This is a genomic window from Paenibacillus sp. FSL H3-0329, assembly GCF_037963285.1.
Lineage (GTDB): Bacteria > Bacillota > Bacilli > Paenibacillales > Paenibacillaceae > Paenibacillus_AQ > Paenibacillus_AQ odorifer.
The window spans coordinates 1,010,555-1,036,981 of sequence record NZ_CP150150.1 but is presented as its reverse complement, the minus strand read 5'-3'; the positions used below and the strand labels follow the sequence as shown (position 1 = coordinate 1,036,981).

The following is a 26,427-nucleotide window of genomic DNA, read 5'->3' as shown; positions in this document are numbered from 1 at the left end:
CGCTTTGTGCAATAGAACGGAATAGGAGGAACATCTATTTCTATTCTATTGCATAGTGTGCATTGAAAATAAGGAGAAATGTCCCTATCCCAGAACTCTAATTAAGGGTTATATCCGATGACTCTATTGCACAAAGGCAATAAAGGGACTCAAAGTGAGGGGACCCAATCTATTACGCCATCAGCGCATCTCAGGAAGCTGATCTTCACTCAGTCCATGGAGCTGATAGCCATTCTGAGCATAAGTCTCATAATAGACCTTACCGTTGCGATAATAGAGCAGGTCCTCTAAATGAAAGCCGCCCATCAGGTTGAGCTTCTCCACTCCGCTCCTCCGCTGCTCATGCACGAATCCTAACCGGTAAATCCGAGTTGTCTCATCCACTCCAAATGCGTAGCGTAGGAATTCTGATGAACTGTCTCCGAAGAAATATTTCTCCTCATGACGATGCTCTTGCGTATATTCGAATAGCCGAACATTAATGGCCGCGCCCTCTTCCAAATTATGATACAAGCGCTTGAACAGCTCTTCCCTCGATAGAACCTGACGATTCTCATAGGCTGCCGCAACATTTGCACGCCGCAGAAGCTCTTCCTCAAAAGATAAATTGAAAGGTTCTGCTGTCAGCAGCTCCCGGCGGCAAATATCAATCAAACGCTCAATCACAGCTTCTTTCCCTTGTTCTAAGAGCTTGGAGATACTGCCCATGTACTTCTCACTGAAGAATATTCCAGGTCCACGCCGGGTTTCGATATCCTTCATCACTTCTTCTGTGACTACGCGGTAGTATTCCATTACGTTCTGGCCCGTTGTTTCGTTTGTTCGCCCAATGCTGTCCATAACAGTAATACGCAATTCTTCCTCCAAAGTCTCCATAGCTTTCACACGAGCCATACTTTCCATATGAAGCTGCTCAAGTGCAGATTCCAAACGACTGCATAGGGCAAGCTCACTTTCTAGGCCCAATAGTTCATATTTTTTGCCATATACGGCTGAGAATAAGTAATGAATGAAGTTACGTACTGTTCTTTTGTCAAAAAGCGGCACACGCTGGAACGGCTGGCGCTCCACGCTTTCTGCATAAAGATCCTCAAGCTCCTCCTGCATGGAGAGAATCGCGGAACGCAAGCCTGCCATGTGCTGACGTAAAAGATGGAGCACACTTCCGGCTTCATCACGATCTGCCGTCCACTCCGCAAGCTGATAAAAGCTTACCGCAGGCGTAGATGTTTCCTGTGCCGCCAGCATAGTGCGCCATTGGCGTAATGGATTCATTCCCTCTACTCTCCGGTTTGACTCTGCCACAAAGTTATTGCGGAAATAAGCTTCGCCCCCTTCACCGAACAACTGCCGTTCAGCTTCACGAAGTGACAGCTGCTTCAGTTCATTATAGGAAGGGCGTCCGTGACTCATTAAACCCGTCATTTCATTCAGGCCGTCTTTCTCCGGAAGTAGCTGTACCGCGTGTTCCCGCAAGCTGTCAGGGTCCAGCCCTAACAACGCCTGCCGTTCACGTATAGTCCACGAACTGCCCTCACGCATATCGGAGACAAGCCGCCGGAACGCATGATACAGCACTGCCAAAGCAATTTGAACATTAGGTCTTCTTACCCCGGAAAAGCCAGCAGAGGCGTAGCCTTGTCTTCCAGTGCTGCCTCTGATGCCGCTTTTGAAGGTCATATTGTTATATCCGCCATGACCAGTAGCCTGATCAGAAGCCGGGCGGACCCGATTTTTGAGCAGACTAATATGAGAAATAATCTCGTAGTTGTCATCCATACCGTGTGCAGACATCATACCGCGCTCATTTTTATCGGAGAGCAGATACACAAGGTCAAATAATGCGGAAGGACCATGGCCAACTGGAATCGACAGACCGTCTTCCGTCACAAGTAACGGCGCATTAAACTTATAGTCCGTAGCCTGCATTCTGTCCAATTCACGCAGAAAAGCCAGCCCTACTGAGCTGGAATATCCAAAATTATCCCCTTGCTCCCGCTCATTGATCAGAGCGTAGAGATCTGTCTGTACGGACTTGAAGGACTGGCCGAGGACAGCACGAGCCAGCAGTGTAATTTCCGGCAGCAATACATTAAGCGGATCATCAACCCGCGTAATGATAGAGAGATGGATGACGTCAAAAGATGAATATAGACGTCCATAATCCGCTATACTGTTGCTCAGCCGCCGGATAACTTTATTCATTTCAGCAAGATAACGTGTATCCTCATGAAACTTGCGGTAAAGTTCATGACGCACAGTGCGTGGATCTGACCCTGCCGTTTCCGGCAAAGCCATGGCCAGCACCCGGTCTTTTCCTCCCGCATCAGATCTACTTTTGCTTCCGTCTGTTCCCTCTTTTTCCGCACCTGACACAGCATGTAATGCCATAACCCCGCCGGCGTTATCCCATTTTCGTTCGCAGCTATCCAGCACCGGACCGATGGCCGGAGCAACCTTGTCGCCTACGAACAGAAACAGGGCAGGGTAATGGATGCTGCTGCGTCCATCCCCTTTGCTGCGCTGTGCCTCTTCCTGTACCGCATATTGTTCACCATAAGATAATGCCTGTGTTTTGATCATAGGCCTATTTCAACTTTCTGCGGATACTGCCGAGCTTGCTAGTCATGCTCTTGTAGAATCCGTACATCTCATCGCCGCTCTCATACTCTACCCGTTCGTACTCCAAGCTGTCGCGTGCTTCCAGGAATGATACATACAGTCCTTCCAGCTTATAGAGCAGCGGGGTAACGTCTTCAGCGGCAGTCATTTCACCTGCACGACGTGCTGCCTTACGCAGCAGTACGCTGCGGCTCTTCTCATCCAGCTCCCGGAAGTGCCGATACACGGCATACTCTACGTAGCTGCGCTCTTTCATCAAATTAGCAAACGGCTCCCAAGCGTCCTCTTCTTCATCACGGTCATAAACGTAGAGTGCGCCTTTTTTGATAATGCTGTCCGTATACAAAGCTTCAATGAACTGATCCATCCACTTATCTTCGTCCAGATATTGATGAAGCACACCTTCAAGCTCAGCGGCTTTGGCAGTCAGTTCAGCATATTTGGCCAACTCCACACGAACACGTGAAATCAGCTGCGGTGAACGAATGAGATTCTCCTGCGCCATGTCCTTGTTGATGCTGCCAAAGATATCTTTAATGCCTTCGCGCTCCAAGCCCTTCTCACGCAGACTCTTCAGCTCATCAACCGCCTTCTTCACTTCACCGAGATTCGGGCGTGTGGATTGCAGTTGCATATCGAAACCACTCAAAATTGCGTCCAGATCAAAAGGTTTGGTGAACACAACAGAATATCTGTTACTTGTGTTCTCATCTACACCTTTTTCAATAATGACTCCACTTGCCAGCGCTTTTGCAAAGTCTGCACGCACTCTAGCGTTATAATCACGTACACGAGAATTGACGTAAGTGTCGCCCCATGATTTTTCCGGAATCGGAGAAGGCAGATACGTCCAGTTGTTCTTATCCGTCATCACGAGATGGCGACCAATCCCTTCCTTGTCGAGAATGGTCCGCTCATAGTTCTCTTCAAACACCCGCAGCGGCGTGTATACGAAAAGTGGCACACCGTTACGTGTGTTAAGCCAGAAAATACGGTTTTTCACTTGGCTTTCCTTGATCGTAAATTGCGATTTGCCAAGCGCATTATTCTGATAATTACGAATCCCTTTTAGGATACCCGGCGCTTTAACAGGCACGGAAACGAAACCCCATGATGGGAAATGTAAGCTGCCCGAGCTATTGCTAAGGTGGAAGGTAGGCACAGCCTCTTCGTCCAATTTACCGGCAATAATCCGCTCAACGAATTTATCCAGCGGCTCTTCATGGCCGAATTTCATCACAAGGAAATCCTCCATCGAACGGGTAATCAGATCCCCAAACTTATCGCTAAGGAATTCCGAAATCGAGCGGACGATATCAATCTCCTGCTCTTTGACCCAACGTCCGGAATGCTTCAGCATTTCACGGGTGAAGTCGCGAATCAGGTCGTCGCCGTCCTTCTGATCCATGATCTTGGAGATGGTCGCCGAAATATCCGGCACGTTAACAATGTTCCAATAATAAGTTTTGTTTCCTTTATAGTCTGCCTGCTCTTCGCCATTGATAAGGATGTCCCCATTCTTGGCAAAAATCGAGCTAAGCGCACTAAGAATCTCTGTAAACACACCGTAAATCCGGCTGTTCTCATCGTTTAAGAGCTCATATAAGTCCTCGTAAAATTGAATCATTTGCTCAGTGCGTTCTACATCGGCATGCAGCCAATACTCATTGATTTTAGCCTCAATATAGGCATTTTTCTTCTTCTCTTTGGATACAAAAGCACTGCGGGCATCGCTCAGCTTCTCATCCGCACTGTCCTGAGCCGTCTCAATATCACGTGGCAAACGCAACAAGCTTTCACGTAAAGCCTCAATATAAGACTGAATCAGCTTCAAAATACAGAAGCCCTTCTCGGTATACAGCAGGCGGGAAACGTAGAATGGCCCTTGCTCTGGGTGCAGGAAGATGCGCTCCAGCTCTTCACTGAAACGTCCCACAATTTCGCCAGGCAACTGCTTTTTCGATTTGATATATTCTTCACGGGCACGAGCCAGGAAGTTCTGCTCCAGCTCTGTATCCATGCTTACCACTTGATTCTTAACAACATTGGCATGGCTCAAGCGTTCGCTGTTCTCGTAGCCTGGCAACGGCTCAGGCACACGGGATTCAAACGTCTTGATCATACTGTCGAGATCAATCCCCAGCTTACGTGCGAATTTCTCTACATCCTCTTGACCAGGGGCCTGCTGGAACATTTTTTCCATTTTATCAAACAAGCGGAAAGCCAGGTAAGTCGTCATTTCCTCAATCGGAAGCACAGCAGACGAGGCACCGATAATGTTGTATTCATAGTTAGCTGGGTAGGTCTTGTTCATCTGCGCAATGTTGGTACGGATATTACTGATATAGTCATGGATGGCGAATTCTTCACCAGACTGTTTTTCTTCACTCGCCATAAAGTTCGTGATGTTCTCCGCCGTTACGTTCATACAGTAATCGTACGCATTCTCCAGCAGCTTACCCTCGGTATTCGTTGCAGAGATCAAATGACATAGATTAAATGGAGGCAGCGGTGAATTTACCGTCAAAATATTACCGTATTGCTGCTGGAATCGCTCACCACGACTGTCCACATTCATCCAGTAATCCAGCTCTTTTAGCGCTGCATAACCGTTCTTGCGAATATATTCACGCGTGTGCTCACTTAGACTTTTATTAGACAGGTTCACGTCAGGTGTAAAGAGATAACCCAGTGTGTTCACACGGTCAATACCGGCTGATCCATAGTCACGTTCAATAATACCGCGTACGATATAGGCAATATCCAAGAAAGCCCCACTGCCTGTACCGCCCGACAGACCTGTCAGCAGAAAGACCATCAGCTTTTTGTTAGTGCCTACGGATAACGTCTTGATCTTCTTATCAATCGCACCTACAACCTGATTAATCTTGGTGAACAAAAGCAGACGTCCAGCCTGCCGCACGCCAGCGGCACCATTCATACCATCTGTAATACTTAACTCAGGTGACAGCCAATCTGTAATATAAGAATCGAGAATACTACGGTTCTGTAGCAGTCCGCCGATTTCAGCATTCGCCAACAGTACAAATTCATTTTGCGGGTCCAGCCCAATGCCTTTGTATTTTTTTCCGCGATCCTGTTCATTCGTCTCAAAAGCTAGAAATTCCACATTATCCGGCTTGTCCCGTTTCTTCTTGGATATCGGATCCTCCGGCAGCTTAAAGCGGCGGTTAATCTGATATTTAAGACGCAGCAGGGCATCAATGCCCGTGCCGCCTAGTCCAATGATCAGGATCGGATTATCAATCGTATCCACCCTGATTTTATCGCTGACAATCCCGCCGCCTAGTGATACATCCAACTGCTGTATATGCTCTCTTACTACTGGTTTCATATGCTTATCCTCCTAAAAGTTTTGCGGAAGCTGTACTTCAGATATCTTGCAGCAAAACTATTTCTGCGGCATACATTGCCATTGCCTACTATACTAAATATTCCAGATAAATCGTCTTATCTACCGTCTGTAGAGATACTGAAACGCGGTCCCCACTCTTCAGTTCAAGACCACGCGAAGCATCCGCAGCACGTCCGGATCTCTCCACAGTAACACCTTCTCCGCTGCGTAACAGCAATCGGTCATTCTTAGCCGGTGTGAAAATAACACTTTCGCTCTCCTTCAGTTCAGGCGCCAATTGCAGCAGCTGATGAAGGGTGAACTTGCCCTTGAAGCCTGCAAGCTTCTTATATTGTGGGTAGGTCTTCTCACCCGTATTGCTGTCTTTAACCTCTACTACCAGCTGTCCTACAAAACCACGTGCCGATTTCTTATTCAGCACATACCATGCTGCACCAGCTGCCAGCACTAAAAGAATGCCCCCTATAATGTAATACAGGGTTTTGGATGAAGCTTCCTTCAGGGGTTCTTCATTGCCAGTCCCTGTAGAAGGTGCTGTTGTTGCTGCTCCGCCTGTCTTCGCGCTGATTTGGACAGGTGCACTTTCCCGATAAAAGCTGCTTTCCTCTGCCCGTACCTTCAACTCGTAGTTATGGCTTTCTTTTACCTCAAATGTACCCTTGAAGACAGCTCCGGAGTTATCCAGTTCGATTTCTTGCACATCACCTGTATCGATATCTGTAGCAAGCAGTACCGCCTTCATATCTTGATACAAATTACTGAGTGTTACCTGAGTACCGTTGCTGAACAGATGCGAGGTGATGTCGATTTTATCACCCTTTTTATAGGTTGCTGATGGCAGCGCATCGATCTTAAGCTCCAAGTCATAGTTAAAGACTAGATTAATATCAATCTTATCCTTTGGCACACCTTTAACCTGAAGTTTCCAATCTCCTTCCTGCGGTGACAGTAGCTTAATCAAGCTATAAGTAGAAGACTTGGACAGCAGGACATTGTTTGAGGGGATCGCAACTTCTTTCCCTGACGGGTCCGTTAATTTCGCTGTCACAGGCTGTGAAGACATAATTGAGATATTGGCTTCCAAAACACTGCCGTTAGGCACGTTGACGGTCACATCCTGATAATCGCCATTTGCAGTAATCGACTGCACAGGCACTACCTTCAGCTTCAAATGGCTGGCAAAAATCTCACTCAGGATTTGCGGCAGATCATCTGCTGAGTCCGTCGAAAATGCTTTACCACCTGTCTCATTGGACAGGTCGGCGAGGCTTTGTTTATTCAGCTTGCCATCTGCATTAAGTCCAATGGTATAGATGGGATAGCCATTCTTTTTGGCAACCTCTACGGCCGCCTTCAGCTCTTTATCTGATTCACTTTGCGTCCGGCCTGTCGCTTTGTTGAAATCATTATTGCCGTCAGCGAGCATTACAATGATAGGCTCATGGGAAGGGTCACTTCCATTCTGCAGAACCTTCACAGCTTCCTCTACGCCAATAGCGATATCGGTGTAAGCTCCTCGGTCCAAACCATCAATAAAATCCTTCAAATCCTGCTTATCGCTCTCCGAGCTAATTTGCAGCAGAGCCTTTTCCCGTTGCACCTTGTCGGTATAGGCAACAATACCTACTTTATCACCTTGGGTGGATAACATATCTATGAACATTTTCATCGCTTCGTTGGCGATTTTGTTCTTGTCACTAGTCTTCATGGAGTTGCTGACATCAATAAGAAGCACAGCATCAATGTGAGATTGCGCCGACGTTGCTGCATAGGCTTTAACAGCTGCAAAAGGCGAGGCAGCTAGACAAAGAGCCAGGAGCAATACCGGAAAGATACGTAGAAAGAGAGTCTTGGTTGTTCTAATACTTTGATATTTACGAAGCATAAATAGGGCTCCTCTTGTGTTATATTAGGCACATATGACAGGTTCAGCACTATCGCTAAAATCTGTAAATAGCATGCCATTATGATATAATTAAACCTTGTAAACTTCAACTTTAGGACCGCCGGACCCAGTGCATTGATGCATAGAAGATTATCATTCTAAAAGCCATCTGGACTGCAGAGCGTCCATGAGAAAGGATTGTTCCATGATTTCATACGTCATTCTTGGGATTACGTTCCTAATTGCCGTAATTCAGATTTCCATTTATGCCGCACATCAGCGCAAACCACTGACACGTGATGATATTAACGATCGACTGCTAGCCGCTTTGAACGGAGGCGATAAAGGCCGTGAATAAGAAAAGACCCGTTACCTTCCGGCCCTTTAAGGCCCCTCGTTACGCTTATGACAAGCTGCGCATCTGTCGCCACTGCGGACGGTATACCGCTCTTGGCGAAGACCGCTGTAGCAAATGTGGCAGAGCCTCACTTATTGCTGTAGAGCAGCACGCAGCATCACTAGCCAGACGGAAGATGCATACCCGTCTACTATTCATCTTACTGCTCACACTAGCCTCTGTCTATTTTGGAAATAGCATCCAACAAATGATATTGTTTGGTGCCGGTGGTCTTGTGCTTGCTGGACTATTGTACTATACGCAGCGAAAAGTAAGGCAGAACGAGAATCTTCGTTCTCTCAATGAGCTGCTTGGTCGTGGGATCGGCATCATCAAGGAAGGGCTGGAGGTCAACCGTCAGGAAGCTGTCTCCGTACTCCGTGAGGATGATGTTCTTGCCTATGAGAAGCTGCGCGAGCTCTCCATCCTGCTTCGCGGCGACCGGATCGCGCGGCAGCGAGTGGCTTTGCTGCATGGATTTTTACTCCGCAAGGATATGGATCTAGAACTGGAGCAGCTTCTTCTAAAAGACTTCGAACCACTGCTAGCCGAATATATCGGCGAGATCGCTAAAGTCCGTCCCGATCTCATTAAGGATCGCACACTACGCTACGTGAAGAACTATGAAGTGGAGATCCGCCAGATGGCTAACGGCTTAACCATCCTTACGAGCGTTGCGGGAGCGGCGGTAAGAATGAAGCGTTATGCCCTGCTCTACTCCAATATGATTGGCCGATACGTGCAAGATCTGCCCAAAGACCGTTTTATGCGGTTGTCCAAACTCATTGCTGCGAATCCCCATGAACCTTGGAACGGCTTAGACCTCAGGGTAGCTGACATTCGTGAAGCCAAATATCACTGGGACCCGGAGGTCCAATAGACCTGAAAGCTAAGATGAGCCAATATAAAGCAAACATCACCCTTATTGATGATAACCAACCGTTTCTCACAGAAATATAAGGATGATGTATACTGTAAAACTTATACTTTCTTAGGCTTTCTTATATTTTGAAAAAAGAGGCTACTCTATATGACGTTCAAACAATTAATAACCCTGCGAAACTTTATGATCATTTTGTGTATATGCATGCTTGTGCTGCTTGGACAGAAGGTTTTTCTCATCGCAGATAAAATACAAATCACCAAAGAAGCCGACCGTCTCTACGCTGCTGGGGATCTGATTAATGCAGAGAATCAGTACCGCCAAGCAGCGGCCAACCATTCTATTCATTACCTGGAAGAAAGAGTCGCAAAGCGTCTGGATGAATTAGCTCCAATCACAGATATCCGCAAAGTTCTGAATGTTTTGGTAGCCTCTACTAAGGAGGAAGCAGCGACTAAGGATTTTGCCGGATTTATGAAGAGCTACCAAGCTCTGCTCAGTTTAAAAGCTACATATATGAAGCCAGACGGCCCCTATGAATCCTATTATCGCCAGTTATCGTCGGCCTCAGGCATTTCAGACCAGTTCACCTCTTATTTCCGTCAGTTTAAGGAGCAGTTCCTTGCCGAGCTTGCCCAGAACCAGAGCGGAGGGGTGAGTAATGAAGAGAACTTCAAATGGAATCTTTTGCAGATTCCTGATGCTTATTATGGAAGTGCAGCTTCCAAAGAGGATTTACTAGCCTCAAAGTTTAAAAGCCATGATACAGCTATATTAAAATCCTTAGCAGGAGCAGGAAACTTTACCGGCATGCTGGAAAGCACCCTGTCCCTGATGAGTGCTTATAGCCAGCATAATTACGAAGCTCCTTGGGTACTTCAACAAGCAGAAAGCAGCGGGAAGATCATCTTGAACAAAGATCTCGAAGGTGACAATATCACAGCTTTTGCTGGGCATGCTGTAGCTTATCGTAATTTTGCAGGATCGGCAGGTGTCACTTCATCCAAGGTGCTGACTTTGATCGATACTAGTAAGACTAAGCTACTAAAAAATGCCAAACGTCTGACTACTAAAGGTCAATATGCTGAGGCGATACAATTATACGGAGAGCTTGCTCCGCTAGAGGATACTTCGACAAACATTGCCGCTGCTAGGCTGGCCTGGAATATCGCTGAGCCTGTTCGCCTCCTTCCTGGCGGTGAAGAGCAAAACAAATACGACAACGTCATCTCCCGCAAAGGACTATCGGGCACAAAAGTGATCGTCGCCGGGACGGATAACAGTGGCGTGCTCTATTATGCTGCGATGAATAACGACGACAATGTGGTCACATTAACCGGAAACAGCTTGCCACGCTTCGAGAGTCTGCGCAGTCTTACTTTTAATGAACAGTTGGCAACCTCTTCAGGTATACCTGTAATTTTAGCCCAATCTGAGGTTGAAGGTGGACGCACCCTTTTCACAGCATATGAGATGAAATCGAATGGTATTTCGCAGTTATTTTCAATAGCTGGCGATAGTTATGAACTGCAGTCCGATGACTCTATTTTCGTGCCTAATGCGGATCTTGGAGACGGTGTTGACGGGCAAACGGCACTTTACCGTAAAGTAGATGGCATCTATCAATTCGCGGAGATTGTTCAGGAGTATGCTGTAATCTCAGCTGCGGATCTGACCACTCATCCTTTTGAAAAGGTCTCTTTTCATGGTGAAATCGTCGTAGATAACTTCGGTAATAGTCTTGCTTACTCGGATGGGATTTATATTTTTCTCCAAGGAGAAGTGGGTTCCGTTACAGGTAACGCGTTAGTTAGTGGCCAATATCAGAATGGATATGAGCTTGTTGGAACAGACATAGGCGAGCAATATGTTCCTGTGTTTATAGTGGAATCCGTGGGTAGCATGAGCTTTGGGCGGTAGAGATTATGGGATGCAGGAGACGGGATTACGGGATTCGGGATTTCGGGATTTCGGGATTACTTATTATGAATATGTGAAGTTGGTAGTGTGGTGGGTGAGATTCAATATAGTGACGGTGGCATAACCTATGTCGACAAGTGAACGACCATGATGAGTAGTGAGATAAGTTTAGCGGGTTGTGTGAATAACTCTGAGTGTAGGGTGTCACCTTCTGACGACTTAGGTGAACGACCCTGGGAGTAGTGAGAACCTTCTAGCGACTTGGATGAAGGACCTTGAGAGTTGCGGGAAACTTTAGCAACTTGGGTGAACGTCCTTGAGAGTCGCGATAAACTTCTAGCGACTTGGATGAACGACCCTGAGAGTTGCGGAAAACTACCTTGAGAGTCGCGGGAAGCTTCTAGTGACTTGGGTGAACGACCTTGAGAGTTGCGGAAAACTTTAGCAACTTGGGTGAACTACCTTGAAAGTCGCGGAAAGCTTCTAGCGTCTTGGGTGAACGACCCTGAGAGTTGCGGGAAACTACCTTGAGAGTCGCAGGAAGCTTCTAGCAACTTGGGTGAACGACCTTGAGAGTTGCGGGAAACTTTAGCAACTTGGGTGAACTACCTTGAGAGTTGCGGGAAACTTTAGCAACTTGGGTGAACTACCTTGAAAGTCGCGGGAAGCTTCTAGCGTCTTGGGTGAATAATCCTATGGGTTGTATGTTCCTTCTATTGGTCATGAGTATGGGAGATCCTGTCTAGTCAGTTTTTGTCCAAGAGGTGTGGGTAGCCCGTCTATACTCTTAGTGTTCTTCTCTCCTCTATATTCTCTCAGACCTGCCTCGCCCTTTTGAATAGACCAACGCTGCAACGTATCTCGCTCACCCGCATAATTCATGAATGGAACCGAAAATCCGCAGGAAGTCTGTACTTTATGAACATCTATCAAAATGATCTGTCTGGCTCCAGGCAGAGATGTAAACATAGGGGACAGTGCTTCCCATTCTGCTGATTCAGGCAAAATCACAGCCCCTGTTCCATACAGTCTTAAAATGTTAGGCGTCCCCTCAAACGCACAAAACATAACCGTCACTCTTCCGTTTTCCAGCAGATGCGCGCTCGTCTCATTACCGCTGCCAGTCATGTCTAGATAGGCCACCTGATTAGGAGACAAAATCCGAAAACAATCATGCCCCTTCGGCGAAAGGTTAACATGCCCATCTTCTGAAAGCGGCGCCGACCCTACGAAAAAAAGGTGCTGCCGAAGAATAAACTCTTCATGTATTGGTAGTATAGCGGTAAATTGTTTTCCCATTTGGCATTCTCCATTTCTGTATATTGGTGTGCTGGCTAATCGGGCATCTCTACTCAACTCCATCAGATCCGCCGACTCAACGAACTACATGAACTACATGAACTACATGAACTACATGAACTACATGAACTACATGAACTACATGAACTACATCAGCTTCACCAATCACTTCAGCTCCATCAACCACATTAGCTTAACTAACTAGCTTTGCCAACTACATCAACTCCATCAACTCCACCAGTTACTTCAGCTCTAACAACTTCGTTAGTTTCTCCCACTAGAGTAGCTCTATCAACCACATTAGTTTAACTAACTAACTTCACCAACTCCAGCTGTTACAAAGTTACACAAGCTCTATCAACTCGTTAGTTTCACCAACTAGATCAGTTCCATAAGCGCATTAACTCCATTAACAATACCAGTACCACTAGCTCCCCTACCAAACTAACTTTGACTAGGTCCGAGCGGCGTTTGCGGCTAATGTAAGGCACTTTTGCCTCTCTTTCTTGCTACTTTGGCTCGATGCGGCTAATGTAGAGCATTTTTGCTCTTATTTCTAACTAATTCGACGCTATGCAGCTGATGTAGAGCATTTTTACCGTTCATCTCTGCTACCTACGCCTAACCCTGCGATTCTACGGGATTTCTACCGTTCATCCCTGCCATTTTGGCTCAACCCAGCAAATCTACGGGATTTATACCGTACATTTCCGCCACTTTGGCTCAACCCAGCAAATCTACGGGATATTTCCCGTTCATTCCCTCCACTTCTGCCCAATCCAGAAAATCTACGGGATTTATACCGTTCATTCCTGCCACTTTGTCTCAATCCAGCAAATCTACGGGATATTTCCCGTTCATTCCCTCCACTTCTACCCAATCCAGAAAATCTACGGGATTTATACCGTTCATTCCTGCCATTTTGGCTCAACCCAGCAAATCTACGGGATATTTCCCGTTCATTCCCTCTACTTCTGCCCAATCCAGCAAATCTACGGGATTTATACCGTACATTTCCGCCACTTTGGCTCAACCCAGCAAATCTACGGGATATTTCCCGTTCATTCCCTCCACTTCTGCCCAATCCAGCAAATCTACGGGATTTATACCGTTCATTCCTGCCACTTTATCTCAATCCAGCTATTCTGCGGGATATTTCCCGTTCATTCCCTCCACTTCTGCCCAATCCAGCAAATCTACGGGATTTATACCGTTCATTCCTGCCACTTTGTCTCAATCCAGCTATTCTGCGGGATATTTCCCGTTCATTCCCTCCACTTCTGCCCAATCCAGAAAATCTACGGGATTTATACCGTTCATCCCTGCCACTTTGTCTCAATCCAGCTATTCTGCGGGATTTCTACCGTACATCCCCGCCATTTCTGCCTAATCCAGCGATTCTACGGGATTTTTACCGTACAATTTTCCGCAGACACATTAGTTATGTATATATACTCTAGGGCTTCTCTTATGTCTCCCCCCGTCTGCCTAAATGCAAGCCTCATCAAGGATTAACAACACATCCCCAGATGAGATGAAAAGTCGTTATCCATTATTTTTACTGATGTATATATTCTTTTCAGGGGTATGTATTCTTTTAATTTGTTTATATTCTCTTCCACCGTCAAGTACCCCTTCATCGCGGTATCCGCTACGCCAACGGAAAAAGGGACTACCTCTCGGCAGCCCCCTTTCTCTCGAAAGTTGCTTGGTACTACTATCAGAAGCAACTCCCTTAAACCCCTTTTTCCCTCTAAAATACTTCCCTTTAAACAATTTCCTATAAAATAAAACTTTTCAAGCACTTAACCCACTAAGCACACAAAAGCATCTTTCCCCTAATCTATTCAATCGCAATATAAATCTCAACCTGCGTGTCAGCAGGATCAAAATTTCGCGAATCATAAATCTCAAAATCCCCCGTGTAAGTTCTTGCCTCCCTAGACTCCTTAAAGTACGCCCAAATCTCCCCCCACGCTTGCGCTACCACTTCAAATACCGGACCTTTTTTCGTCGTAAAAACCATGTATTTGCTCTCCGGTACAACCGCATAGGTGAACTGGCTTTCCTCCAGTCGGTTTTCCTCTAGTTGGTTTTCCACTAGTTGACTTTCCTCTAGTTGGTTTTTCTCTAGCTCGTTTTTCTCTAGCTCGTTTTTCTCTAGCTCGTTTTCCTCTAGTTCGCTTTCCTCTAGCTCGCTTTTCTCTAGCTCGTTTTCCTCTAGCTCGCTTTTCTCTAGTTCGCTTTCCTCTAGCTCGCTTTCCTCTAGACCGTTTTCCTCTAGCTGGTTTCCCTCTAAATGTCTCTCCTCAGCTACTTCATGCCCGATCACAACGGTATACGCTCCGCTCGCATCACTCTCATAATCCGTATACAACGCATAGATATACTCAGAATTTACCGTAGCTACCTGCCCCGCAATATTACTCTGAAAATAAGTTTCCCACAGCTGCGGCAAACCTCCATCAGGTCCCATTTCCACTTCATTAGTTGTGCGTATGCTAACCCCAGCCAAGGTCATTTTTGCTTTCTCTACAAAATAAGTATTCATCATTCTCCCTCATTTCCTGTGATTGAACTTAGTATACACAGGCAAAGTGGACACCTGTCTGTCCAGTTCGAATAGATTGATTTCAGTCTGGGTTATAAAGACACCATTAGGGTAATTAATAGTATGGAACTACACTCGAAGGGAATGACTACAGCATGTCAAAAATCAAATTAGCTGTCATCTACTACAGTGCCACAGGAACTAACTACCAGCTAGCACAATGGGCCGCGGAAAGCGCAGAAGAAGCAGGAGCTGAGGTAAAACTGCTGAAGGTGCAGGAACTGGTCCCCGAGGATAAAATCGCCGCAAATCCAGCCATGAAGGCCCTAGCTGAAGAAACAAAAGATATCCCAGTCGCCACACCCGACGATATAGTCGAAGCAGATGCGATTATTTTCAGTTCCCCAACCCGTTACGGTAACATTGCTTCCCAGATGAAGCAGTTCATTGATACAACCGGTGGCATTTGGGGCAAAGGACTAACAGTAAACAAAGTCGTCAGCGCCATGAGCTCAGCACAGAACCCGCATGGTGGACAAGAAGCTACGATTTTGGCACTCTACACGTCGATGTATCACTGGGGAGCAATTGTTGCAGCACCCGGTTATACTGATCCAGTCACATTCGGTGCGGGAGGCAACCCTTACGGAACAAGTGTCAGCGTAGATGGAGACGGTAAAATGATCGAAGATCAGGATCGGATCCGTGACGCTGTTTTTCATCAAGCGAAGCGTACCGTTGAAGTGGCCGGCTGGGTTCAGGCAGGCAAAAACGCCAATAATCAGAACTAGCGCAGCTTAGTTAATATAACAACACCCCTCGGAGCTACTTGTGCAGCACTACACCGAGGGGTGTTTAATTTATATTTTAATTACTCTCCAGGGTATTTAAGCCCCCACTGTGCACGCACTTGATCCAGCAGTTTCAGAATCGCTAACGATTCATCCAATGTCATCACCGGACTCTCTGTAAGCCCTGCCTGAAGACACCGTCCTACTTCCTCCGCTTCAAAACAATATCCAATAGAAGCACGGTCATCCACAAAGCTCTCTACCTTCTCATCTCCTATATAAAGCGCAGCCGATTTCGGGTTCACTAATGTACCCTCTACAATAATACGGCCTTCTGTGCCAAACACATGCGCTTCCTCCAACATGTTAAGACGAATACCACCGTTCAACGAAGCGGTTTTCCCGTTACCATATGACAACAGCATCGAGAAATGCTCGTCCACTCCAGTCTCACCTATGTGCACTGTGCTGGAAATAGACTCAGGATGAGGTCCAAACACCATGGAGGCAAAAGAAACCGGATAAATCCCCACATCCAGCAGCGCACCCCCGCCCAGCTTCGGATTCAGTAATCTGCCTTCCGGATTCCAGTCGGTACGAAACCCTAGGTCTGCCTTCACCAAACGAACATCACCGATCTTGCCCTCAGCAATCCATTCTCTAACCTTCACAATCGCCGGGATGTAGCGACTCCACATCGCCTCCATCAGGAATAGCTTATGTGTTCTAGCATAGGCCACAACTTCTTCCAATTCACCGCTGTTTACGGTAAAAGGTTTCTCACACAGGACAGCCTTGCCTGCACGCAGCGCCATTAAAGCATTTTCTTTGTGAAAAGGATGCGGCGTTCCAATATATACCGCGTCTACATTCGGGTCATTCAGCAATTCCTCATAGGTTGCATAGGCATGCGGAATTCCATGATTTTTAGCAAATTCATCGGCACTTTCCTGAGATCTTGACCCAACGGCATAAGCCACACCATTACTGGCATGCGCCAAATCAGTAACAAATTGATGAGCAATCCAGCCTGTGCTAATAATTCCCCATCTCACCTTGTAAGCGTTGTCCATTTTCATTTGCATGTTCCTCCTAATCCTTCTGCTAAGTCTCTTTAATTCTATCAGACCATTCTAATGAATGTATAGGAACTGATGCCAGCAAACACCACCGTCACCACCAAAATAGCAATATTCCAGATCTTGCTCAAGGCCGCTGAGTGCTCGTTAGAGCTTTGAATAAACGCTTTATGCAAAAGGAACTGTAAAAGCTTCATGATTATGAATCCCAAACAACCCAGCCCGCTTTGCAAAATAACCTCCAGACTAGCTTTACTTACAAATCGATCAGCCATGTTCCCATCATAATGAATCGGGACGGTATCCGGCATTTTGGAATAAAGGAATAAATAAATAGCTACAGGAATCAAGGCCACCACACTGCTTAAGATCATCGTCAGTTTGGTTTTGAACAACGTTTTACCCTCCTTGTGCGGAAAAATAATCTCCCCGTTATTCTCCTTCCACTTCAATCAGATATATCCCCTTCTTAAATCCACCGCGACGTTTAGCTTTCTCTGCACGTTGCTTCTCCAGCTCCACGCTATTGCTCCCATGTGTCTCCGCCAGAGCCTGAATCACTTCCAGCATATCGGCAAGCTCCTCCAAAGCTTCTTCATCACTTGCTGCCTGAAAATATTCCTCCGACTCTTCTTGCAATTTTTTACGTAGTTCAGTTATGTATTCTTTGGACTCTAATATCCTTGTGTTAAAATCTTTACCTTGAGAAGCTATCAAATCGGGGATGCCGTCACGCACTAGCTTTTCATATACAGGCATTTAAGCTCTTCCTTTCTTCTATATTATATTCTATCTCCCTTCAATCCGGCTTTGATTCCATCAGTAGACGTTCTACAAAAGGAAGATCTGCCGGAGCAAACATGAACTGACCCAGCTCAGCCGGAAGCACCCACCTATGTTCGTCGTGATCCACCAGATCAATTACACCTCCCTGATACCGCGCTTTCCAAGCAATCAATTGGATCTTTATCTCTCCATAGTTATGCTCGTTTATGCCAAAGCTCTCATAGGGAAGGATTGTGATCCCCATCTCTTCCTGAAGCTCTCTTTGCAGACACTCTGCGATGCTCTCATCCTGCTCTATTTTGCCACCAGGAAATTCCCACAGACCTGCCTGCGATTTACCTTGCCGCCGCCGGGCAATAAGAATCTGCCCTTCTACATTATGTATAATTGCTGCCGCCACCTTGATCACAAAGAACACCTCCACTATTGCTAGTTATTCGACAGATACTACTATTAAAACATACAATTCATTCCAAACCAAAGAGACTCTCCCAAACGCCAACACGGCCTGGGAAAATCTCTTCAGTACAGTCTCTCTATAAAATTCACAGCAGCGTTATCCTTACGGAAGAGCTACTATTTTGTCAGCACAAGCTCCAAGCGAACCTCAAGATTATTTTCTGTATCCAGCACAACGGTGTGGGGATTGCTTAGACCAAAGTCAGAAAAGGCTACTGTTGTCGTTCCCGACAACATCAACTGTCCCCCGCTATACGCCGCTTGCGACTGAAAGGTGACGTCCTTTTCTACTCCTTTTACGGTAAGCGTCCCCTGCATTTCAACAGGCACAGTTGCTCCTTCAGTCCATTCTGCCGGCAGCTCCGAAAATGACTTCACTACAAACGTGGATTGTGGAAATTCCGTAACGGATAGAAAATCCTCTCCTTTTACATGCTCGTCCCGTTGGCTATTGCCAGAATCCAGAGCGCTCATATCCACTGTCCCTTCCCCGGCCATCGAAGTAGAATCCTCTATATTTACCTTCCAGGTGCCCTGAACTTTGTTGTCTACGAAGTTTACTGTTTCTTTAGAGGTCGTCACTGACCAATAGACTTTAGAGGTCTCCGCAAGGGTCCAATCCCCGTTTAATTGTTCGGCTGTGACCGCCACCCCTGCTGATGCTCCAGTGTTATTTGTTGTCTCTCCAGCACCTGCTGTTGTTGCTTGATTTGGAATCACGGACTCGATCTCTACATTATTGCCCAGCGATTTATCCAGTAATGTATAACCTGTGACTACTCCTACGATAATAACTCCTGCAGCGATCAAGGCTATTCTTTTTCTCTTCATCCTGTTCCCTCCAATATTCATAATTTCTGTATGCTTTCAAGCTCGTCCCTCATTCTAACAAAGCAATATGTCAGGAAGAAGTCAGAGCAGAGCGGGCTATGATGTGTTAAACTTGTCGTAAATTTTATGGACTGGAGGTACTCCAATTTGACGAAATCCATTCTTGTTGTAGAAGATGAAGAAGCCATCTCTAGGGTCCTCAGTGCTTATCTGAAAAAAGCAGGCTTTCAAGTCACCCGTGTAGCTGATGGACGCGCTGCGCTGGAGTCTTTTGCTATATCTCCTCCTTCATTAGTATTACTAGACATCATGCTGCCAAACATGGACGGCTTTGAACTGCTTAAGCTCATCCGTGAAAAAAGCAGCTGCCCTGTGATCATGCTGACGGCAAGAGATGGGATCAATGACCGGCTAGCCGGCCTCGACGGTGGTGCGGATGATTATATGTCTAAACCTTTTATTCCCGAGGAAGTGGTGGCACGTGTGAACGCTGTCTTACGCCGTCCCTCGCAGTGGTCAGATGGCAGCCGTAAACGGCATTATGGCAGTTTGTTTATCGACTTCACAGCACGTGCTGTCTTTTTGAATGGGGCTGAGCTGAGTCTTAGTCCTCGGGATATGTCAGTGCTGTTATTTCTCGCTGAAAGGCCTAATCAGATTTGTACGCGTGAGCAATTAATAGAATTTGTATGGGAAATGGATTATGAAGGAAGCGACCGGGCGGTAGATTTGTCGATCAAAAGACTACGCCAAGCGTTGTCGCACTGGCCTACTAGTGAGGGGGAAATCCGTACCCTAAGGGGGACGGGATATCAATTATGGACAACTTAAAGAGAAACAACGCCAAACGCACCTCTATCCTTTCTTACTGGACGATACGTTATCTGCTCATTATTAGTGTAGGCCTGCTCCTCACAGCTTTAGCTACATTATGGTGGATCCGTCAGGAGGCTATGAGCAATCGTCTGCAGACTGCGGGGCTTTTGGCACAGGAGATTGCAGATCGCAGCTTAAATATGGAAGGCTCCATTGAAATCAGCCAAAATCTCGAAAAGCTGATCGAAGACCGGAAACGGTTTTTCAAGTTAACCATAGAGATGTGCGTGATCATTACAGATCAACAAGGTCAAATGCTGTTCTCCCTGCCACCTCTAACTGACAAGGAAATGAGATATAAGCTTAATGATAGCCTGAACGACTCCCGTAGTCCGGAGTTTAAAGCTGCTGTGGCTTCCATAAATTCGGATGACAAAACACTGGGACAGGTTATTGTTCTGCAATCCAAAAAATCGCTGCGGCATATTCCACAGGAGGAGATCATATTTTTCTCCATACTGCTGCTGTTTCTAATCATCTTAAGTTGGCTAACCATTTACCTTTTATCTCGTAAACTGGCAAAACCCATTCAGAAGGTAGTCGAGGCAGCGGCTCAAATCAGCCATGGCCGTTATGATATCGTTCTAGATAAGGATGCTAAAGAGCGGGAAATTCATGAGCTGATGATGTCTTTTGAAGAGATGGCAGGCAAGTTACAGCAATTTGAGCAGTCTCGAGCCGTAATGCTGGCCGGAGTCTCCCATGAGTTGAAAACACCCGTAACTTCTATTAAAGGCCTGGTGCATGCCGTCCGCGAAGGGGTCGTTGAAGGTGATGAAGCTGTGGAATTTCTGGATATTGCCCTGCTGGAGGCTGGGCGGTTGCAGCGAATGGTAGCCGACCTTCTGGATTACAATGCCCTGACTGCAGGAATGGTTTCCGTTCGTCACGACCGACTGGATGCCGTACCCCTGATATCCGAAATCGTATATCAATGGAAGCTGACACAGGCGGAAGAAGTTGCTGAACCCGTGCTCCATATGCCGATCAATCCCTTGTTTTTGCGTGGGGACTCCCTTCGTATCCAGCAGATTATCGTCAATCTACTTAATAACAGCGTACAAGCCAAAGCTCCTGATCGAAGGGTGCAGCTTACGATAGAACTGCTGGAGCAGCAAGGTCATGGCTTTGCCGAAATCCGTGTTCAAGATAATGGGCTTGGCATCTCATCCAATCATAGTGAGCATGTCTTCGAAGCCTTCTTCCGGGGCAGCGACAAGCAGAGTACACTGCGTGGTTTAGGACTCGGCCTAACCTTCAGCCGTCTGTTGGCCGAATCTATGAACGGAAGCCTCGTGCTTGAGGAGCACTCAGACAAAGGCTGCACCTTCGTGCTGTCTCTGCCGCTTGATGACTAAAAAAATAGTCTACGATCCATCGACATGGTATAATCATGTGCACAATCACACCGAAAACCGGAGGCTGTATATGCTTACTTTTGAACAAAAATTAGCGATTCTCGACTCTTACCCCCAGCTGGAACGCAAAAATGTATCCCTTGGGCGCGTGAACTATCACTACGAGGAAAGCCAGCATGATAAGAAAACCGTTGCTTTTCACCTGCATCCAAATGGTAATGGCTATGTGTTCGCAGGCTTACTGCGGGGCTACGAGACAGACGATAAGGGCTTCGTGAATATTCGCGACTACTCGGAATCCGAGCTGCGGAGTTTGCTGGATGCCTCCATCACCTCACTGTCTATTTACATTCCTGATGCTCCTGTAGCCAGCAAAAGAAAGAAAAAGGCTGCGGCAACTGCCGATACACTCTGGACTAATGATGAGGGCCATACCCTAACCCTAAAGCTTGAGGATGATTTATGGTATGTCTATGCCGACCTCAATCTGGAGATGGCGTTTGAAACGCTTGAGGAAGCTAAAGAATATTTAGCGGAAGAGGGGTTTACAGCAGCACAGGAGTAATTGTCAGACTTTAATCTACACACTAACAATAAAAGAGGTGTCTGAGCAGCCATTTATTTTGGCCGTTCGGACACCTCTTTTCTAATAAAACGATCCTTAATATACAGGTTCCGTATATATGTAACTATAAATACCCAAATCGAGCTCGGAAACCACTTCATAATCTAGTTGGAATTCTATAGTCTTATTTGATAGACCTCCTACAAAATAACTGCCCTCCACAACCAACCTATCCTTCCCTCCAACTGGGGCGACCAAGATCAGCTGTTCAGCTTTATTGGCTGGGATCACAAAGTTTTGCAGCCCACCCGTCTGATCTTGAATATATTTACGGACAGACACGAGGTTACTGCCTAATTCCGAGAGGCCGGAATTGTTGTTCCGCCATACATCAAGCGCATCTTGTTGGGATTGGTTGGAACTGACACACGCCTGATTAACTGAAAATTCCGGGATTTTATATATATTCCCGCCAATATTATCGATAACTACTTTATGGGTTACTTCCGTACAATTTTCAATTTTCAGAGTCGGCATGGGATCCTTTTCCTTTGAGAACGTCTTTATGATTTTTTGATCACCGGGCTTAAAATTTATTGAGATGTCTTTATTATCCATGTTAGAAAATTCGAGCAAGCTATACAACTGATTATTTTTAATACCGTAGTGCTTTACGTTTATAACAAACCTGTTTCTCTCATCTGATAACGATTTTGATTGCTCTTGACTTCCTACTGAAATTGTTCTGTTAACCGGAGCAATAAGCTTCTCCTCGGCAACTGGTGAGGTTATGTAAATAGATTTTGCACCTTCATCCCAAGTGACACTACTACCCAACACTTCGCTAATAAATCTTAGAGGGACGAGTGTATTATTTTGAAAATTGATACCCTTTAAGACATGCTCATTCTCTTTGGCGTTTACAATTACTCTTCCTTCTTTGACCAGATAAAAAATGTTAATATCCCCTTTAACCGCTGAGACCGACTTCGCATGATTATCCCATTTTATAGTTGCGCCTAAAGCTTCAAATATCGACCGCATGGGTACATATGTAACTCCATCTTTTAGGATAGGACTTACATTAAAATGTAATTGCTTACCGTCCAAATAACATTTGAGATCACTGTCGTCCGCAAAGGCTTGACTTGAAAATAAAACAGCAAAACTTATCATCACCACAAAAAAAGTAATAACTTTTGAAGCAAAGTTGTGGTTTTTCATGTTCTTAATTTAGCTCCTAATCTAGAAAAATAAAAAAATTACAATGCACACCTGAATATATCAAATGGCCAATCAAAATGTAAGTCTAAAAAGAAAACTACCAACAACACCCAAATTATGGTTAGATGAAGGAGAAGCCATATCCTAGAGGGAAAGAAGCGTGAACGCATATGAGTTTTGAAATCGTAGAGGCCACCATACCGGACATCCAAGCTGCATTAGAAGCCGGAGAAATTACGTCAAAACAACTAGTTCTCATGTATTATGAACGTATTGCTGATCACGACAAAAACGGCCTGACGATTAACTCTGTACTGGAGATTAATCCTGATGCGTTGTTTATCGCAGAATCTCTGGATGTGGAACGGGCAATTAAAGGCCCTCGAGGACCCCTGCACGGGATACCTGTGTTATTGAAAGATAACATCAATACTGGGGACAAAATGCATACAAGTGCGGGTTCGCTGGCTTTGGCGAATTCTTTTGCCGGGGAAGATGCGTTTATAGTTACCAAACTGCGTGAAGCCGGAGCCATTATTATGGGTAAAGCCAATATGACCGAATTCGCCAATTTTATGACGAACGGCATGCCCTCCGGTTACAGCTCCCGCGGCGGGCAAGTCCTTAACCCCTACAATATTTCTACGCCAACCGGCGGCTCTAGTGCGGGTTCAGCAGTAGCTGTCGCTTGTAATTTCTGTACGGTCTCTGTTGGCACAGAAACTTCAGGATCGATTCTTAATCCCGGTAATTTGGGCTCCATCATCGGCATTAAGCCAACCGTGGGGCTGCTCAGCCGTTCAGGAATCCTGCCGCTCTCCAATACACAAGACACCGCAGGGCCTATGGCTAGAACCGTTCATGATGCCGTGTTGCTACTAAACGCCATGCTGGGCAATGATCAGCACGATGCAGCGATGGGAACAAATACAGGTAAAGTCCACGGGGATTATACTGTATTCCTTGATCCGAATGGTTTGCAGGGAGCTAGAATTGGGATACCACGTGATTATTATTTTGAGGAGCTAACAGATGAGCAGCTTGCCTTGTTCAACGCTTCCGTCAACAGGATGAGAGAGCTTGGAGCAACCATCATTGATCCCGCGGATATTAAAACCGCCCGCGAAATTAGTTACTCTTCGGTGGTATTAAACGAATTCAAAACAGCACTGAATGCTTATTTATCTCATTTGAGCCCCGGAGCACCTATGCGAACCTTGAAGGATATTATTGATTTTAATCATGCACACCCTGTGGAGACTTTGAGATTTGGTCAAGCTACGTTAATAGATGCGGAATATACCTCCTCCGGCACACAAAGCGAAGCTCAATATTTACGCCATCGTGCGACTGACCTGAAGCTGTGCAAGGAAGAAGGCATCGATGCCACTATGAAAGAATACAATCTGGATGCCCTGCTGTTCCCTGCCGATTTTGGCGCCAGAATTACTTCCAGAGCAGGATATCCGTCCCTCGTCGTTCCTTCTGGGTACACGTCGGCCGGTGCTCCCTTTGGTGTAACCTTCTCAGCAAAAGCTTATCAGGAGCCCACGCTTATCAAGCTAGCCTATGCTTATGAGCAGCATTACAAGGTGCGAAAAGCACCTTCGCTAAAAAGCTTCATTTGATTAAACCTATTCCTGGAGTGGAACAATACCTAAATGCCTGTTTCCCTCATGGGACAGACTCCATGTACGCACTTCATAGCTACGAATACCAGACAGCACGTAAGGATCTTTTTCGGCAAGGAGAACGGCTTCTTCGCGTGAGTTCGCTCTTACAATAACCATGCCGCCAGGACAATCACTAAAGGGACCACACAGCACTAATTGTCCTTTGCGGTCCAGCTCTTGTAAATGTTTAACATGACCACGAATAATCTCCATGTCTCTACGGTCTTGATTCGTCGGGCTAAGCAAAATAACATAACAAATATCTGCTTGATTGACCTCACTCATCCTATTCTCCACCTCTCGTTCAAATAGAAACTAAAGCCCGTAACGGTGATTTCCCAATGCCGATTCGGGCTTTTTTATTTCGCGATGTCTTCGTTCGTAGCTTTATTCATAATCTCGCTGATTTTCTTCATCGGCAATATTTTGAATCTCATCAGAATGAATAAGAAACAGCTCGTAGTCTCCCTCTGCATGCAGCTTCAGCGCTCGTTCTTTAAAAAACTTCGGGCTGCCTTCCGCCGCATCCTCATCATAAAAGAGCAATATTCCGTCACTTTTGCGGAACAACAAGTCATCTCTGGCCCTGAACTGCCAGCTGCCGTCATAAGGGGCATTACTGACCGCCCTGCAAAAGTCCGCACCCGCAATAATACGTCGGTATTCCTCCTGCTTCTCTTCCTTCCACTTCTCTTCCTGTCCAGTATGCGCCGTAATGATCCCCAATTTCAATTCAGGATATTGAGTCTTGAGTTCACATACCACCTCACAAGCCCAAAGATCGACACCATACTGGCCGGGGGTAATAATCCATTCGATGCCTTCTTCAATTAGCGGCTTTAATCTGTTAGACAGCGCCTTTTTGATATAAGGAATTCCCGGATGTTTATTGTCAAAAATACCGAGCTCATGCGCACGGTAGCCTGTTACGAGTAAATTCTTCATGCACTGCCTCTTTCCTGAACGTTGGTTATGTCTTACCATGACTTACCTTTGTAGAGTTTTATCCCACTTATATGATTATTATATAGCATTTCCTTGATCTATTTCTTTAGGCAAACTTTCAGCTGATCTTAAGCAACCTTTCAGAACCGTCTGATATATTTCTCCTAATCAATCTAAAACTATTAAGGAGAGAAAATAAATGAAGAAATTAATACCGATTATGATCTCAGGAAGTCTACTCGCTTCTCTACTATTGGCTGGCTGCAGCACGAATTCGGAGGCCGAAGGAACAGCAGTTGCCAATAACCAAGCGAACACGGCACCCGTAGATAACACTGATGCACAGCAATCTCAAGGAAACGACAATCAACAAAACGGCAGACCCGACATGTCCATGAATTTCGGCAAGATTAAGAGTATTAGCGACAACACGATTACAATCTATACGTCAGAAATGCCTTCCCCGCCCGCACAAGGCACTGGAGGTACGGCTGGAGCCGATATGCAAAATGGTCAGGCCGGTACTCCACCGGAAAGACCCGAAGGTGATCAAGGCTCAGAAAACGGTACACCTCCAGAGGGGGGAATGCCGGAAGGAGGTGGCCCTGACGGCGGTGGACAAGGTGGTGGACCACAGGGCGGTGGGATGCAGCAAACCTTCTCCGAGCAAACCACAGATATTACAATTGATGCTGATACCAAAATTGTAACGGTGACCTCCGACAATGGCACACGTCAGGAGAACACGATCAGCTTAGCTGACCTGAAAGCTGGTGACATTATCCAATATACGCTGAAATCCGATTCCACTTTGGCGGAGAGCATTACTTTAAGCAGCGGAAACCCCATGGGTACGGCTGAAGGCACAATGAGCAGCGACTGAAACACCAAAAGATAACAGAAAAAA

General features: G+C 46.1%; 23 protein-coding genes. 10 read left to right on the top strand and 13 right to left on the bottom strand.

Translation table 11 applies throughout. From position 1 onward, the window contains the following. Window positions 1-180: 180 nt before the first annotated feature. The 3 genes from NSQ66_RS04480 to NSQ66_RS04470 all read right to left on the bottom strand — a co-directional run bounded on the left by NSQ66_RS04480 (window position 181) and on the right by NSQ66_RS04470 (window position 7,883). Complete coding sequence (locus tag NSQ66_RS04480) at window positions 181-2,583, bottom strand: transcription initiation factor TFIID (protein WP_339279591.1); 2,403 nt, start codon at window positions 2,581-2,583, stop codon at window positions 181-183. A gap of 4 nt (window positions 2,584-2,587) precedes the next feature. After that, window positions 2,588-5,977: a tubulin-like doman-containing protein gene (locus tag NSQ66_RS04475; protein WP_076104209.1), complete on the bottom strand. Its 3,390-nt coding sequence runs from the start codon at window positions 5,975-5,977 to the stop codon at window positions 2,588-2,590. A gap of 88 nt (window positions 5,978-6,065) precedes the next feature. Further along, window positions 6,066-7,883 carry a vWA domain-containing protein gene (locus tag NSQ66_RS04470; RefSeq protein ID WP_036680809.1) on the bottom strand — a complete coding sequence of 606 codons (1,818 nt, stop codon included), beginning with the start codon at window positions 7,881-7,883 and terminating at the stop codon, window positions 6,066-6,068. Window positions 7,884-8,088: 205 nt separating this feature from the next. Here NSQ66_RS04470 and NSQ66_RS04465 point away from each other — a divergent pair, with 205 nt between their 5' ends. From NSQ66_RS04465 to NSQ66_RS04455, 3 genes are all read left to right on the top strand, one after another. Beyond that, window positions 8,089-8,241 carry a hypothetical protein gene (locus NSQ66_RS04465; RefSeq protein ID WP_155986556.1) on the top strand — a complete coding sequence of 51 codons (153 nt, stop codon included), beginning with the start codon at window positions 8,089-8,091 and terminating at the stop codon, window positions 8,239-8,241. Continuing rightward, a complete protein-coding gene (locus tag NSQ66_RS04460) occupies window positions 8,234-9,160 on the top strand; it encodes a hypothetical protein (RefSeq protein ID WP_076316996.1) in 927 nt (308 codons plus the stop codon). The genes NSQ66_RS04465 and NSQ66_RS04460 overlap by 8 nt, the downstream gene beginning before the upstream one ends. Before the next feature lie 150 nt (window positions 9,161-9,310). Continuing rightward, on the top strand, window positions 9,311-11,083 hold the full coding sequence (locus tag NSQ66_RS04455) for a hypothetical protein (protein ID WP_339279588.1): 1,773 nt from the start codon (window positions 9,311-9,313) through the stop codon (window positions 11,081-11,083). 720 nt (window positions 11,084-11,803) lie between these two features. On the opposite strand, the gene NSQ66_RS04450 is transcribed toward NSQ66_RS04455, so the two are convergent. Beyond that, the gene (locus NSQ66_RS04450; RefSeq protein WP_038568865.1) at window positions 11,804-12,382 is read right to left on the bottom strand and encodes a pyridoxamine 5'-phosphate oxidase family protein; all 579 of its coding nucleotides are present in this window, start codon (window positions 12,380-12,382) and stop codon (window positions 11,804-11,806) included. Between the two features lie 718 nt (window positions 12,383-13,100). Between NSQ66_RS04450 and NSQ66_RS04445 the strand changes: the two genes are divergently transcribed. Beyond that, on the top strand, window positions 13,101-13,772 hold the full coding sequence (locus NSQ66_RS04445) for a hypothetical protein (protein ID WP_339279587.1): 672 nt from the start codon (window positions 13,101-13,103) through the stop codon (window positions 13,770-13,772). 453 nt (window positions 13,773-14,225) lie between these two features. Here the strand turns inward: NSQ66_RS04445 and NSQ66_RS04440 are convergent, their stop codons facing one another. Next, on the bottom strand, window positions 14,226-14,936 hold the full coding sequence (locus NSQ66_RS04440; RefSeq protein WP_339279586.1) for an effector binding domain-containing protein: 711 nt from the start codon (window positions 14,934-14,936) through the stop codon (window positions 14,226-14,228). Between the two features lie 152 nt (window positions 14,937-15,088). Here NSQ66_RS04440 and wrbA point away from each other — a divergent pair, with 152 nt between their 5' ends. Further along, entirely contained in the window at window positions 15,089-15,724 is a 636-nt protein-coding gene (wrbA, locus tag NSQ66_RS04435; protein WP_339279585.1) for an NAD(P)H:quinone oxidoreductase type IV, read from the top strand. Between the two features lie 80 nt (window positions 15,725-15,804). Here wrbA and NSQ66_RS04430 read toward each other — a convergent pair whose 3' ends face one another. The 5 genes from NSQ66_RS04430 to NSQ66_RS04410 form a co-directional block, all read right to left on the bottom strand. Further along, the gene (locus tag NSQ66_RS04430; RefSeq protein ID WP_076274915.1) at window positions 15,805-16,797 is read right to left on the bottom strand and encodes a Gfo/Idh/MocA family oxidoreductase; all 993 of its coding nucleotides are present in this window, start codon (window positions 16,795-16,797) and stop codon (window positions 15,805-15,807) included. Between the two features lie 50 nt (window positions 16,798-16,847). Then, a complete protein-coding gene (locus NSQ66_RS04425; RefSeq protein ID WP_143766260.1) occupies window positions 16,848-17,198 on the bottom strand; it encodes a DUF1648 domain-containing protein in 351 nt (116 codons plus the stop codon). A 37-nt stretch (window positions 17,199-17,235) separates the two neighbouring features. Beyond that, the gene (locus tag NSQ66_RS04420; protein ID WP_076274911.1) at window positions 17,236-17,562 is read right to left on the bottom strand and encodes a nucleoside triphosphate pyrophosphohydrolase; all 327 of its coding nucleotides are present in this window, start codon (window positions 17,560-17,562) and stop codon (window positions 17,236-17,238) included. Between the two features lie 40 nt (window positions 17,563-17,602). Next, window positions 17,603-17,998: a (deoxy)nucleoside triphosphate pyrophosphohydrolase gene (locus NSQ66_RS04415; protein ID WP_036680800.1), complete on the bottom strand. Its 396-nt coding sequence runs from the start codon at window positions 17,996-17,998 to the stop codon at window positions 17,603-17,605. A 167-nt stretch (window positions 17,999-18,165) separates the two neighbouring features. Continuing rightward, window positions 18,166-18,879: a YceI family protein gene (locus tag NSQ66_RS04410; protein ID WP_038568856.1), complete on the bottom strand. Its 714-nt coding sequence runs from the start codon at window positions 18,877-18,879 to the stop codon at window positions 18,166-18,168. A 147-nt stretch (window positions 18,880-19,026) separates the two neighbouring features. Between NSQ66_RS04410 and NSQ66_RS04405 the strand changes: the two genes are divergently transcribed. From NSQ66_RS04405 to NSQ66_RS04395, 3 genes are all read left to right on the top strand, one after another. After that, the gene (locus NSQ66_RS04405) at window positions 19,027-19,710 is read left to right on the top strand and encodes a response regulator transcription factor (RefSeq protein WP_232061150.1); all 684 of its coding nucleotides are present in this window, start codon (window positions 19,027-19,029) and stop codon (window positions 19,708-19,710) included. Next, window positions 19,698-21,113 (top strand): HAMP domain-containing sensor histidine kinase, encoded by a 1,416-nt coding sequence (locus tag NSQ66_RS04400; protein ID WP_036680794.1) that lies wholly within the window; start codon window positions 19,698-19,700, stop codon window positions 21,111-21,113. The genes NSQ66_RS04405 and NSQ66_RS04400 overlap by 13 nt, the downstream gene beginning before the upstream one ends. A 70-nt stretch (window positions 21,114-21,183) precedes the next feature. Further along, complete coding sequence (locus NSQ66_RS04395) at window positions 21,184-21,678, top strand: hypothetical protein (protein ID WP_038568853.1); 495 nt, start codon at window positions 21,184-21,186, stop codon at window positions 21,676-21,678. Between the two features lie 96 nt (window positions 21,679-21,774). On the opposite strand, the gene NSQ66_RS04390 is transcribed toward NSQ66_RS04395, so the two are convergent. After that, window positions 21,775-22,902, bottom strand: a complete 1,128-nt coding sequence (locus NSQ66_RS04390) for a copper amine oxidase N-terminal domain-containing protein (protein ID WP_076141759.1) — start codon at window positions 22,900-22,902, stop codon at window positions 21,775-21,777. Between the two features lie 170 nt (window positions 22,903-23,072). Here NSQ66_RS04390 and NSQ66_RS04385 point away from each other — a divergent pair, with 170 nt between their 5' ends. After that, window positions 23,073-24,530: an amidase family protein gene (locus NSQ66_RS04385; RefSeq protein WP_076141758.1), complete on the top strand. Its 1,458-nt coding sequence runs from the start codon at window positions 23,073-23,075 to the stop codon at window positions 24,528-24,530. Between the two features lie 6 nt (window positions 24,531-24,536). Here the strand turns inward: NSQ66_RS04385 and NSQ66_RS04380 are convergent, their stop codons facing one another. Together NSQ66_RS04380 and NSQ66_RS04375 are read right to left on the bottom strand one after the other, a co-directional pair. Further along, window positions 24,537-24,860 carry a YciI family protein gene (locus NSQ66_RS04380; RefSeq protein WP_051491142.1) on the bottom strand — a complete coding sequence of 108 codons (324 nt, stop codon included), beginning with the start codon at window positions 24,858-24,860 and terminating at the stop codon, window positions 24,537-24,539. A 102-nt stretch (window positions 24,861-24,962) separates the two neighbouring features. Next, a complete protein-coding gene (locus tag NSQ66_RS04375; RefSeq protein WP_076141757.1) occupies window positions 24,963-25,520 on the bottom strand; it encodes a DUF1273 domain-containing protein in 558 nt (185 codons plus the stop codon). A 199-nt stretch (window positions 25,521-25,719) separates the two neighbouring features. Between NSQ66_RS04375 and NSQ66_RS04370 the strand changes: the two genes are divergently transcribed. Next, window positions 25,720-26,403: a hypothetical protein gene (locus tag NSQ66_RS04370; protein ID WP_036680782.1), complete on the top strand. Its 684-nt coding sequence runs from the start codon at window positions 25,720-25,722 to the stop codon at window positions 26,401-26,403. The last annotated feature ends 24 nt before the right edge of the window (window positions 26,404-26,427 follow it).